The 11,811-nt window shown below is 65.9% G+C and carries 11 protein-coding genes; 2 read left to right on the forward strand and 9 right to left on the reverse strand.

Going from position 1 to position 11,811, the window contains the following annotated elements; genetic code table 11:
- Positions 1-9: 9 nt before the first annotated feature.
- The 9 genes from aroC to IWX81_RS03340 all read right to left on the reverse strand — a co-directional run bounded on the left by aroC (position 10) and on the right by IWX81_RS03340 (position 9,557).
- Positions 10-1,215: a chorismate synthase gene (gene aroC / locus IWX81_RS03300; RefSeq protein WP_199279818.1), complete on the reverse strand. Its 1,206-nt coding sequence runs from the start codon at positions 1,213-1,215 to the stop codon at positions 10-12.
- Between the two features lie 37 nt (positions 1,216-1,252).
- Positions 1,253-2,083: a shikimate dehydrogenase family protein gene (locus tag IWX81_RS03305; protein WP_334592887.1), complete on the reverse strand. Its 831-nt coding sequence runs from the start codon at positions 2,081-2,083 to the stop codon at positions 1,253-1,255.
- A gap of 1 nt (position 2,084) precedes the next feature.
- Positions 2,085-3,458 (reverse strand): endolytic transglycosylase MltG, encoded by a 1,374-nt coding sequence (gene mltG, locus IWX81_RS03310; protein ID WP_199279820.1) that lies wholly within the window; start codon positions 3,456-3,458, stop codon positions 2,085-2,087.
- Between the two features lie 4 nt (positions 3,459-3,462).
- Positions 3,463-3,924 carry a Holliday junction resolvase RuvX gene (ruvX, locus tag IWX81_RS03315; RefSeq protein ID WP_199279821.1) on the reverse strand — a complete coding sequence of 154 codons (462 nt, stop codon included), beginning with the start codon at positions 3,922-3,924 and terminating at the stop codon, positions 3,463-3,465.
- A complete protein-coding gene (gene alaS / locus IWX81_RS03320; RefSeq protein WP_199279822.1) occupies positions 3,924-6,578 on the reverse strand; it encodes an alanine--tRNA ligase in 2,655 nt (884 codons plus the stop codon). Before alaS ends, ruvX begins: the two co-directional genes overlap by 1 nt.
- An 81-nt stretch (positions 6,579-6,659) precedes the next feature.
- A complete protein-coding gene (locus tag IWX81_RS03325; RefSeq protein WP_199279823.1) occupies positions 6,660-6,851 on the reverse strand; it encodes a hypothetical protein in 192 nt (63 codons plus the stop codon).
- Between the two features lie 47 nt (positions 6,852-6,898).
- The gene (locus tag IWX81_RS03330) at positions 6,899-7,276 is read right to left on the reverse strand and encodes a DUF948 domain-containing protein (protein WP_199279824.1); all 378 of its coding nucleotides are present in this window, start codon (positions 7,274-7,276) and stop codon (positions 6,899-6,901) included.
- A gap of 90 nt (positions 7,277-7,366) precedes the next feature.
- Positions 7,367-7,996 carry a 30S ribosomal protein S4 gene (rpsD, locus tag IWX81_RS03335; RefSeq protein ID WP_334592893.1) on the reverse strand — a complete coding sequence of 210 codons (630 nt, stop codon included), beginning with the start codon at positions 7,994-7,996 and terminating at the stop codon, positions 7,367-7,369.
- A gap of 229 nt (positions 7,997-8,225) precedes the next feature.
- Positions 8,226-9,557: a replication-associated recombination protein A gene (locus tag IWX81_RS03340; protein ID WP_199279825.1), complete on the reverse strand. Its 1,332-nt coding sequence runs from the start codon at positions 9,555-9,557 to the stop codon at positions 8,226-8,228.
- Between the two features lie 111 nt (positions 9,558-9,668).
- Here IWX81_RS03340 and IWX81_RS03345 point away from each other — a divergent pair, with 111 nt between their 5' ends.
- Positions 9,669-10,469, forward strand: coding sequence for a peptidylprolyl isomerase (locus tag IWX81_RS03345; RefSeq protein WP_334592896.1), 801 nt, complete (start codon positions 9,669-9,671; stop codon positions 10,467-10,469).
- A gap of 98 nt (positions 10,470-10,567) precedes the next feature.
- Positions 10,568-11,800, forward strand: coding sequence for a DUF349 domain-containing protein (locus IWX81_RS03350; RefSeq protein WP_199279827.1), 1,233 nt, complete (start codon positions 10,568-10,570; stop codon positions 11,798-11,800).
- Positions 11,801-11,811: the final 11 nt, after the last annotated feature.

Raw genomic sequence — 11,811 nt, forward strand, 5'->3', positions numbered from 1 at the left:
GATGAGAGGTCACTCACTGTGAGAGGAGGTCGCCGTCGCGAGGTTCTCGGGAATGGCGGCGAGGTACGCGTCGAGGTTGCGTTTGGTCTCTCCGACCGAGTCGCCGCCGAACTTCTCGAGCACGGAATTCGCGAGCACGAGAGCCACCATGGCTTCGGCGACGACGCCCGAGGCTGGCACCGCGCAGACATCGGATCGCTGGTGGTGGGCTTCGGCCGCGGCTCCGGTGGCGACATCCACCGTCCTGAGGGCGTGCGGAACCGTCGAGATGGGCTTCATCGCCGCCCTGACCCGCAGGAGCGTTCCTGTGCTCATACCGCCCTCCGTACCGCCGGCGCGATCGCTGAGCCTCGTGATGCCGTCAGGCCCGATGATCAGTTCGTCGTGGGCTTCTGAACCGCGACGACGCGACGTCTCGAATCCATCGCCGATCTCGACGCCCTTGATCGCCTGGATGCCCATGATCGCGGCAGCGAGCTGCGAGTCGAGCCTGCGGTCCCAGTGCGTGTACGAACCGAGCCCGGGCGGCAGTCCGAAGGCGAGAACCTCGACGACCCCGCCGAGGGTGTCACCATCATCATGGGCCCTGTCGACCTCGACGACCATGGCGGCGGATGTCTCGGGGTCGAAGCAGCGCAGAGGGTCGGCGTCGAGCGTGGCAACGTCGCCCGCGCCCGGCAGAGGTGAGCCGTCGGGAACCCGAACCGTGCCGATCGCGAGCGTGTGGCTGAGGATCCGGATTCCGAGCTCGGAGAGAAAAGACCTGGCGACCGCACCGAGAGCCACGCGCGCCGCGGTCTCCCTCGCGCTCGCACGCTCCAGCACGTTGCGCGCTTCGGGGAAGTCGTATTTCTGCATGCCGACGAGGTCGGCGTGGCCGGGTCGCGGCCGGGTCAGGGCGGCTCCCCGTCCCTTCGGCAGCGCGTCCAGGTCCACCGGCACTGCGCTCATGACGTCGACCCAGCGGGGCCATTCGGTGTTGCCGATGCGCAGGGCGATCGGGCTGCCCATGCTCGTACCGAACCGGATGCCGCCACTGATCGACAGCTCATCCTGCTCGAATTTCATGCGGGCGCCACGGCCGTAACCGAGTGACCGGCGGTGCATATCCGCCTGGATCGCCTCGGGGCTCACGGGAACACCAGCGGGAAGTCCCTCGAGTATGGCGACGAGTTCGGGACCGTGCGACTCACCAGCCGTCAACCAACGCAGCATGTGCCAATCCTCCCATAGCGCGGGAGCAGCTCGGCACTCAGTGAGCGACTGTGGCGGCCCGCATGGCGCCGATCACTGCGCGTTCCTTCTCGAGCTCGACCGCGGGGTCGCCGGCCACGAAGATCCGGATCTGGCCCACGGCCTGGTTCACCAGCAGGTCCAGTCCGGAGATCACGGCACCGCCCGCGTCGGTCCATGTCCGCGCGAGGTCGCTCGGCCATGGATCGTAGGCGACGTCGAACAGCAATGCTGAGCTACGCACGTCGAGTGAGAACTCCGGCAGGCTCTCCCCGCCGGGCACCGTGCTGATGACGGCATCCGGATGCCCGGTCAGCCGCTCGCCCCAGGGCACCACGGTCACCGCGACCCCGAGCACCCGCCCCAGCGCGACGAGAGACTCCGCCTTCGCAGGCGTCCGGGCGAGCACCTGCACTTCGGTCGCGCCGAGCCTTGCGACTCCGGCGATGACGGAGGCTGCGGTCGCGCCCGCGCCCAGCACGTGGACGAGGGCCAGGGCATCCACCCCGACATCCCGGAACGAGCGCTCGACGCCGTACACGTCGGTGTTGAATCCGCGCACTGAGCCGTCGGCCGTCCAGAGCAGGGTGTTGGCGGCTCCGACCACGTCGACCAGTTCGTCGCGTGAATCCAGCAGCGGGAGCACGTCACGCTTGAGCGGCATCGTGAGCGAGAGGCCGCGCCAGCTCGAGTCGCGGGACCCGATGTAGACGGCGAGCGACTCCCCCATGACATCCGCCGAACCGTAGCTCCAGTCCAGACCCAGAACCGCGTATGCGGCCCGGTGGATCGCGGGCGACAACGAATGCGAGATGGGCGAGCCCAGCACCGCGAGCCGGTGGCGGGCCACCTCACTCACAGTATGTGGCGTTCTCTGCGCTCTCGTCACACCACGCGAACAGCCGGTCGACCGCCGCCTGGTGCTCGTCCGCCGTCTCGGAGAACACGGTTTCGCCCGTGGCGAGGTTGATCGGAACGAAGAACAACCAGGGCCCATCGACTGGATTCAGCGCTGCGTCGATCGCGAGGTCTCCGGGGAGGCCGATCGGGCCGACCGGCAGGCCGGGGTTCGCGTAGGTGTTGTAGAGGTTCGAGGGATCTGCCCGCTCCTCCGGCTCGGTCCAGACCGAATCGAATCGTCCGGTGCCGTAGGCGACAGTCGCGTCGGACTGCAGGTTGATGCTCTGTTCGATGCGGTTCTGGAAGACCCGGGAGATCTTGTAGAAGTCGTCGGGGTTGGCACCGGCTTCGCGCTGGATGATCGAGGCCATGATGAGCGTGGTGTAGCGGTTTTCGGGGGCGACCCCCGCGGCATCCAGCCTGCCGACGGTGGTGTCGACGAGGATCTGGAGTATCTGCTGGGCGGTTTCTCCGCCCTGCAGCTCGTAGGTAGCCGGGAATAGGTAGCCCTCGAGCGACGGCGCCTGCTCGGGAAGCCCGTACGCCTGAGGGTCGGCCGCGGCGGCCGTCACCTCCTCGAGAGGAAGTCCGGTCGTCTCGGCGATGACCTCGAGCGAGGTCTCCAGTGAGATCCCCTCCCGGAGCAGCAGCTTGTCCGTCACCTTATTGGCGGTGTCCTGCAGCGCCGCAACAGCGGTCTCAGCGCTCATCATCTTCTGCAGCCGCCAGTTTCCCGGCAGGAAACCGACGTCGGGGTTCTCGACGAGGTAGTCGTAGACCGCGTCGTAGGTCATCGTGACGCCGGCCTCGTGCAGTTCCCGCGCGACATCCGAACCGATATCCCCTGACCGGACCGTGACGATGGCTTCCTCGCCATTGCCAGAGCCGTCAAAGTCTGTGGGCAGCGGAATTCCGAGAAGCTCACGCACCTGCTCGTTGTAGGTGAACCAGCCGTAGGCAGCCACGGCACCACCGGCACCGAGAACGAGCACGATCGGGAGCAGGATCTTCAGCCAGAGCAGGTTGCGTTTTTTGGGGCGGTCGCCACGGCCTCCGCCGCGAGGGCGATCGCCTGACCCTGAGCCGTCGCCACCTGACGACTGCTCACGCACTCGAGCCGCCCGTCGGCTGCCCGGAGCCGGCTCGGTCGCCGCCGCGGGTGCGGCTGCCGCTACCGGTGCATCCTGTGACGCGGGCGCTCCGAAGAGCTGGGCAAAGGAATCGAGCTCCGTCGGCTCGGGCTCTGACGCCTTCGGCGGTGTTGCCGGGGTCGCCCCTGTCGCCCGCTGCGTGAAGATCTCGTCCCAGCTCGGCTCGTCTGCCATGGTTCTATGATCCTTCGGGGGTGTCGACGATGAGACCGGGGGGTGAACCAGCCGCGCGCTCGAAGTCGAGGGCATGTTGCAAAATTATAACGGCGGCAACCTGATCGACCACCGAGCGAGAGTTCTTCGCGTTTCTGCCCGAGGCCCGCAGGGCCGAATTCGCCGACACCGTGGAGAGCCGCTCGTCGACCATGCGCACCGGAATCGCAAGTTCTCGAGCAATCTGCGCGGCGAATTCCCTCGCATCATCGGTGGACGGTGTGTCCCGCCCGGACAGCGCGATCGGCAACCCGACCACGATCTCGAACGCATCGATCTCGGCAGCCAGCTGAGCGATGCGAACCAGGTCGCCGCGGCCACGCTGAACTGTCTCGACCGGAGTCGCCAGCATTCCGTGCAGGTCGCTGCGGGCCACGCCGATGCGGACCTTCCCCACATCGACGCCGAGCCGCACGCCGGTTCGCACTATCGCGACACTGCCGCGGTGATCGCCTCGAGGGCAGCTCCGAGGGCCGCGAGGTCGGAACCGCCGCCCTGGGCAAGATCGTCTTTCCCACCGCCACCGCCGCCGAGCACTCCGGCGGCGACCTTCGCCATCGCCCCGGCCTTGAGGCCGAGTGAGCGCGACGCCTCATTGGTGGCCACGATCACGGCGGGCTTTCCTGCGACATCCGCCGCCAGCGCTACGACGGCGGCACCGGAGCCGAGCCGCTCCCGCACGCCCATGACGAGTGAACGCAGGTCGTCGCCCGAGGGGACGCTGCCCACGTTCTCCGCGACAAGGGCAATCTCGCCGCGCGTGCTGGCATTGGCTACGATCGCGGGAATCCGCTGGGACAGCTGGCCAGCCTCGAACTCCGCGATCTTCTTCTCGGCTGCCTTCAACTCGGCAACGAGAGCGCTGATGCGCTGCGGCAGCTGCTCGCGCGGCGTCTTGAGCGACGAAGTCAGTTCGGAGACTATGGCGCGCTCGGCAGCGAGGTCACGGAAGGCGTCCAGACCGACGAGCGATTCGATGCGACGGTTGGATGACCCGACCGACGATTCGCCAATGAGATTGATGAGGCCGACCTCGGCCGACCGCGACACGTGGGTTCCCGCACAGAGTTCGAGCGACCATGGGCCGCCGATCTCCACGACGCGCACGGTATCGCCGTATTTTTCGCTGAACAGCGCCATCGCACCGAGGGCTTTCGCTTCGTCGATGGGAAGGATGCGCGTCGTCACCTCGAGGTTGTCGCGCACGGCGTTGTTGGCGACCTCTTCGATCTCGCTCTTCGTCGCCGTGGACAACGCGGAGTTCCAGGAGAAGTCGAGTCTCATGTAGCCCGATTTGTTGTACGAACCGGACTGGTGCGCCTGCGGCCCGAGGATCTGTCGAAGGGCGGCGTGGATGAGGTGGGTTGCCGAGTGGGCCTGGGTTGCGCCGCGGCGCCACTCGGGGTCGACGACGCTGGTCGCGGCATCCCCCACCCCGACCTCGCCGGACGTGACCTGCACCTTATGGCTGACGAGCCCCTTTACAGGGCGCTGCACATCGAGCACCTCGAGTTCGAAGCCGTTGCCGACGATCGTGCCGGAGTCGGCCTCCTGGCCGCCGGATTCCGGATACAGCGAGGTCTCGCCGAGGATCACCTCGGCGATCTGGCCCGCGGTGGCGCTCATCACGGAGGCCCCATCCACGATCAGTCCGAGCACGCTCGACTCGGTGTCGAGGTAGTCGTACCCCGTGAAGGTCGTCTCCCCCTGGGCACGGAAGGCGCTGTAGACCGAGAGGTCGGCGAGGTGCTGCTTCTTCGACTTGGCATCGGCCTTGGCCAGGGTTCGCTGGTGGTTCATGAGCGCGTCGAATCCAGCGCGGTCGATCGAGAGTCCGGCTTCGTCCGCGATCTCCAGCGTCAGGTCGATCGGGAAGCCGTACGTGTCGTGCAGGAGGAACGCCGTGTCGGTGGGCAGTTGCGCGGCTCCGGCCTGCTGGGTGCGCGCGACAGCGACATCCAGGATCGTCGTGCCGCTCGCGAGAGTGCGCAGGAAGGTTTCTTCCTCGGCGAGGGCGAGTCGGGAGATCCTGTCGAAGTCGGCGGACACCTCGGGATACTGCGCCTTCATGGCGTCCCGCGACGCCGGGAACAGTTCGGCGAAGGTCGGGTCTTCGACGCCGAGCAGTCGCATCGATCGCACGGTGCGCCTGAGAAGTCGGCGCAGGATGTAGCCGCGACCCTCATTCGCCGGTGTGACGCCATCCGACATCAGCATCAGGCTGGAGCGTACGTGGTCGGCGATGACGCGCATCCTGACGTCATCATCGTGGCTCGCACCGTACCGGCGACCCGACAACTCGGCCGCCCTGTCGAGCACGGGGCGCACCTGGTCGATCTCGTACATGTTCTCGACGCCCTGCTTGATGAATGCGACGCGTTCCATGCCCATGCCGGTGTCGATGTTCTGGCTGGGAAGCTCACCGAGGATCTCGAAGTTCTTGCCGCTGCCGTCGCCGCGGAGGTACTGCATGAAGACGAGGTTCCAGATCTCGACATAGCGGTCGTCGTCGGTGGCCGGTCCGCCGTCGATTCCATACTGGGGACCGCGGTCGAAGAAGATCTCCGAACAGGGCCCCGCCGGTCCCGGCTGCCCGGTCGACCAGTAGTTGGTGTCCATGTCGAGTCGCTGGATGCGCTCGTCAGGCAGACCGGCCGTCTTCTTCCAGAAGTTCACGGCATCGTCATCGTCCTTGTAGACGGTGACCCACAGGTCCTTCTCGTCGAAGCCGAATCCTCCGTTGGGTTCGGTGTTCGTCAGCAGCTCCCAGGCGTATTCGATCGCCTGCTCCTTGAAGTAGTCGCCGAACGAGAAGTTGCCGTTCATCTGGAAGAACGTGCCGTGCCGAGGAGTCTTTCCGACCTCCTCGATGTCGAGCGTCCTGATGCATTTCTGCACACTCGTGGCGCGAGGGTACGGTGCGGGAACCAGCCCGGTCAGGTACGGAACGAACGGCACCATTCCTGCGACGGTGAAGAGCAGCGTCGGGTCATCGCTGACCAGCGAGGCCGAGGGAACGATGGTGTGCCCACGGTCCCCGAAGAAGTTCAGCCAGCGGCTCTGGATGTCAGCGGTGTACATAGAAGTTCCCGGTCAGTAGGTGTGCGGCAGTGCCCCACGATGGGGCCGCAGCGATTCAGCGGCTTCGGTGGAGAGCTGGGGTCAGGATGCGTCGACAGCGGCACGCAATTCGGCCTCGCGTGACTTGTACCCGTCGACCACTGCACTGCCGAACTCGCGAGCGTGCGAATCGACGTCATCGAAGAAACGCTGGCCCTGCGGAGTCCTCGACACAGTGTGCGCAACGAGGAATCCGATCGCGACGCCGACGACTACGAGAACGAGATTCTTCATTGTGCTCCTTGGGCGAGAGGGGTCGAGCGGTGCTGTGGATTCACAGTTTAGTTCTTCGACGCCTCACGGCCAGCGCGCGACCGTGAGCCGCCGAGTGCCGCGCGAACGCCTGCAGAGAAACTCGCGACCCTGATCAGCGGGCCACCGACGCTCGCGGCGAACAGCGCGACGAGCGACGACAGGTTTTTCGTCGCCTCATCGACACTGCCGGTGATCGAGTCGACGCGAGCGATCTGCTTATTCGTCTCGCTGATCGTCGTCGTCGCCTCTTCGAGGATCGGGGTGATGTTGTCGCTAGCGCTGCGGATCGCTGCACTCGTCTCGTCGAATACCCGACCCAGCTTGATCAGCGGAATGGCGAACAGGCCAACCAGGATCGCGAACACTCCGGCCGCGATGAGCCCGACAATGTCTCCACCAGTCATGACAGATCCCCTTCGTTAACGTCAGAAGCGGGCCATCCTGAGATGACCCGCTTCCACAGTAACTGCTCAGAGTTGCCGAACCACTCAGCGTTAGCGAGCCGCGTAGTACTCCACGACGAGCTGGACTTCACAGGTCACGGGGACCTCTGCGCGCTTCGGGCGACGCACGAGGCGCGCCTGCAGTTTGTCAATCTCGACCTCGAGGTACTCGGGGGTCTTGGGGAGCACGTCGACGTGTCCACCGGCGGCGGCGACCTGGAAGATCTCCATGCCTTCGCTGCGTGCCTTCACGTGAACGAGCTGTCCCGGCTTGACACGGAACGACGGGCGGTCGACGAGCTGGCCGTCGACGAGGATGTGGCGGTGCACGACCATCTGGCGCGACTGCGCCGTGGTGCGGGCGATGGCTGAGCGGACGAGGATCGCGTCGAGACGCATCTCGAGCTGCTCGACCAGGTTCTCACCGGTCAGGCCGGCGGCCTTGCGCGCCTCTTCGAACTGGATCTTGAGCTGAGCCTCACGGATGCCGTACTGGGCACGCAGGCGCTGCTTCTCGCGAAGACGGACGGCGTAGTCGCTGTCCTGCTTGCGCTTGGTGCGGCCGTGCTCACCCGGAGCGTACGGACGCTTCTCGAGGTACTTGGCGGCCTTCGGGGTCAGCGCGATGCCGAGGGCACGCGAGAGACGGGTCTTGCTGCGGGTACGTGACTTAGTAGACACGGGTTCCTTACTGTCAGTGAATAGTGGAAACGGTTGCTCGCGCGCACGCATGCGCACGCAAAACATGTGCCCGAAAAGCACGCCGTGAAAGTAGAGGGAATTGCCCTGCGGAACCCGGTCGGCTACAGACCGTTGTTCCTCGACCAGCGATCTCGTTGCAGCCGCGCGCAGAGATCAGGTCTTGAGCAGAGATAAGAGTACCACGCGCGCTGAAGCTATGTAGTGAGGCTCATGAGCCGCGAATGATCCCGCGGAGCTTCTCGAGCCGGGCAGCCACGTCGCGTTCGTTGCCGTTGTTCGTGGGCTGGTAGTAATCGGTGCCCTTGAGCTCGTCAGGGAGGTACTGCTGCTGCACCACTCCGAAGTCGGAATCGTGCGAATATTTGTAGCCCTTGCCGTGCCCCAGCCGCTTCGCGCCAGGATAGTGGGCATCGCGCAGCGGCTTGGGCACGCGACCGATCTTGCCGGCGCGCACGTCGGCGATCGCGGCATCCAGCGCCATGTAGGCGGCATTCGACTTCGGCGCTGTCGCGAGGTAGACCACAGCCTCGGCCAGCGGAATGCGCCCTTCCGGCATCCCGATCAGCTGCACGGCGTCTGCCGCGGCCATGGCTATGAGCAGTGCCTGCGGGTCCGCCATGCCGATGTCTTCGGCGGCCGAGATGATGACCCTGCGCGCGATGAACCTGGGGTCCTCCCCCGCCTCGATCATGCGGGCGAGGTAGTGCAGTGCCGCATCGACGTCCGAACCGCGCACCGACTTGATGAAGGCGCTGATCACGTCGTAGTGCTCGTCCCCCTGGCGGTCGTACCTCAGGAGCGCACGGTCGACGGCCATGGCGACGATCTCGGTCGTGACGACGGGCTTGCCCTGGGCTGTGTGCGAGGCACTCGCGGCGAGGGCTGAGGCTTCGAGAGCGGTCAGCGCGCGTCGCGCATCGCCCGAGGACAGCCGGATGATGCTCGCGCGGGCCTCCGCTGCCAGTTCCACGGCACCGTCGAGGCCGCGCGGATCCACCACGGCGCGGTCGATGAGTTCACCGAGATCGGTCTCGTCGAGTTGCTTGAGAGTCAGCAGCAGCGACCGGGACAGGAGCGGGGAGATGACCGAGAACGACGGATTCTCGGTCGTGGCGGCGATGAGGATGACCCAGCCGTTCTCGACGCCGGGCAGCAGTGCATCCTGCTGCGCCTTGGTGAAGCGGTGGATCTCGTCGAGGAACAACACGGTGGTCAGTCCGTAGAGGTCCCGGCTCGACAGGGCCTCCTCCATGACCTGCCTGACGTCGCGCACCCCGGCGGTCACCGCGGACAGCTCGACGAACTTGCGACCGGAGCTGTGGGCGATGGCCTTGGCGAGCGTGGTCTTCCCCGTGCCCGGCGGGCCCCACAGGATGATCGAGACCGAACCCTGCTCCCCGGATTTGTCGGAGGCGAGGCTCACGAGCGGCGAACCCGGAGTGAGCAGATGACGCTGCCCGGCGACCTCATCGAGGCTCATGGGCCTCATGCGCACCGCGAGAGGTGTGGCACCGCTGCGTAGACCGGGGCCACTATCCATTGGTCAATGCTAACCGTGGCAACCGACGGGGATGAATATCGTAAAGTTCTCTGGGGCGGGCCGACGGCGGCTCCGCGCCGAATCAGGGTCTTGCCCACAAAGGAGTCAGTCGTGGCACAGAATAAGAGCACCGATCGCGCGGCCCGCGAGGCCCGTGAGCGCCTGCGGCTGTACAACGCACGGCAGACCGTTTTCGAGAATGGTCGCAAGCGACGCTCCCGTGACAATCTCGTTGCCATCATCGGGGTGCTCGCCGTTGTGGCTCTCGTCGCCGGTGCGCAGATCTTCTACTTCAACGGCGGACCGGGCACGGCAACACCGGTTCCCACCGCGACACCGACCGACACGGCAACCCCTGCTCCTGAGGGGCAGAACGTCGGAGACGTGCCCGACCCCGCCGTCGCCGAAGGCCGGACCTGGACCGGGAATCTCACCCTCAACGATGTCGAGCTGGGAGTCTCGCTCGACGGCGCCCTCGCGCCCCAGGCTGTCGCGTCACTGGTGACCGACGCGGCGTCGGGCTACTACGTGGGAAAGTCCTGCCACCGCCTCGTCTCGAGCCCCACGGCGGGCCTCCTGCAGTGCGGGTCTGCCGACGGCACGGGAGCGACAGACGCCACCTACAGCTTCGGACCGCTCGAGAACACCGCGCCCGGCGGGATCTACCCCGCCGGCACCATTGCCATGGCTCGCGCCGGAGACAATGCCTACAGCAACGGTCGCCAGTTCTTCATCGTCTATGCGGATGCCACGCTGCCGGACGATTCCGTCGGTGGCTACACCATCGTCGGATCCGTCACGAGCGGCCTCGACCAGTTCGTGACGTCGATCGCTGATGCCGGAGTCGCGGACGGTGCCGCCGACGGTGCACCAGTGGTCCCGACATCCATCACAGCCTTCACGATCCAATAACACCGCTGCGGGCGATTCCCGGGGTGCCATAGGCTTGAGCCGCTGGGCGGGGCACGAATGTGTCCGGCCATCCAGAACGAACTGCAAGGGTGATTCACGTGGCAACAGACGATCAGGCTCCATGGGGCCGCGTCGACGAGACCGGTACCGTTTTCGTTCGCGAAGCGACGGGTGAGCGCGCGGTAGGCCAATACCCCGACGGCACTCCGGAAGAGGCCCTGGCTTACTTCCAGCGCAAGTTCAGCGAACTCGCCGGACAGGTAACCCTGCTCGAGCAGCGCGTGAAGCGTGGCGCTCCCGCCAGCGACGTCTCGAAGGCCGTCAAGGCTCTCGCCGCCACCATCGCCACAGCGAACGCCGTGGGAAACCTGGCAGCGCTCCAGTCGCGCATCGAAGCTCTCGGCGGCACCGTCACCGAGCTGACCGAGAAGCAGACAGAAGAGTCGAAGGCCGTTGTGGCAGCCGCACTCGTGGAGAGGGAAAGTCTCGTCGTCGAGGCTGAGACTCTTGCCGCACAGGATCCAGCCAAGGCGCAGTGGAAGCAGGTCACGGCGTCGATGGACGAGATCTTCGCCCGCTGGCAGAAGCACCAGGCCGACGGCCCACGGCTCCCCAAGAACGAAGCCAACGAACTGTGGAAACGATTCCGGGCCGCCCGCGCGACCATCGACACACATCGCAAGGCGTTCTTCGCCGAGCTCGACAGCGTGCACAAGGACGCGAAAGCCGCCAAGCAGGCTCTCGTCGAGAAGGCAGAAGCCCTCGTCGGCAAGGGTGCCGAGGGCATTCCCACCTATCGCACCCTCCTCGATCAGTGGAAGGCTGCTGGTCGCGCCGGCAAGAAATTCGACGACGCTCTTTGGGCGCAGTTCAAGGAGGCTGGCGACGCTCTCTACTCCGCGAAGAGCGAGATCGACGCCCAGGACAATGTCGAGTTCACAGCGAATCTCGAGGTGAAGGAAGCGCTGCTGGTCGAGGCCGAGCCGCTGCTCACCGAGACCGATCGCACGAAAGCGAAAGACGCGCTGCTTCGCATCCAAACAAAATGGGACAAGATCGGGAAGGTCCCGCGCGACAAGGTCAAGACCATCGAGGATCGACTCCGCAAGGTCGAGAACGCGGTGCGTAAACTCGACGAGGACCACTGGCAGAAGAACAACCCCGAACGCAAAGAGCGCGAGTCCGGGTTCCTCGGCCAGCTCAACGATGCCATCGCCAAGCTCAAACGGGAGCTCGACGATGCGAAAGCGACGGGCGACAAGCGGGCCATCGCGACGGCCCAGGAAGCACTGGACGCCCGCAAGGCGTGGCTCGGCGCGATCGCCAGGTAGCGGCGTCCGGA

This window comes from Salinibacterium sp. CAN_S4, from assembly GCF_015752305.1.
Classification (GTDB): Bacteria; Actinomycetota; Actinomycetes; order Actinomycetales; family Microbacteriaceae; genus Rhodoglobus.

Excerpts from the sequence above, each read along its gene's own strand:
- aroC (WP_199279818.1), bottom strand. The coding sequence starts at position 1,215 with ATGCTGCGTTGGTTGACGGCTGGTGAGTCGCACGGTCCCGAACTCGTC.
- mltG (WP_199279820.1), bottom strand. The coding sequence starts at position 3,458 with ATGGCAGACGAGCCGAGCTGGGACGAGATCTTCACGCAGCGGGCGACA.
- alaS (WP_199279822.1), bottom strand. The coding sequence starts at position 6,578 with ATGTACACCGCTGACATCCAGAGCCGCTGGCTGAACTTCTTCGGGGAC.
- IWX81_RS03325 (WP_199279823.1), bottom strand. The coding sequence starts at position 6,851 with ATGAAGAATCTCGTTCTCGTAGTCGTCGGCGTCGCGATCGGATTCCTC.
- IWX81_RS03330 (WP_199279824.1), bottom strand. The coding sequence starts at position 7,276 with ATGACTGGTGGAGACATTGTCGGGCTCATCGCGGCCGGAGTGTTCGCG.
- IWX81_RS03340 (WP_199279825.1), bottom strand. The coding sequence starts at position 9,557 with ATGGATAGTGGCCCCGGTCTACGCAGCGGTGCCACACCTCTCGCGGTG.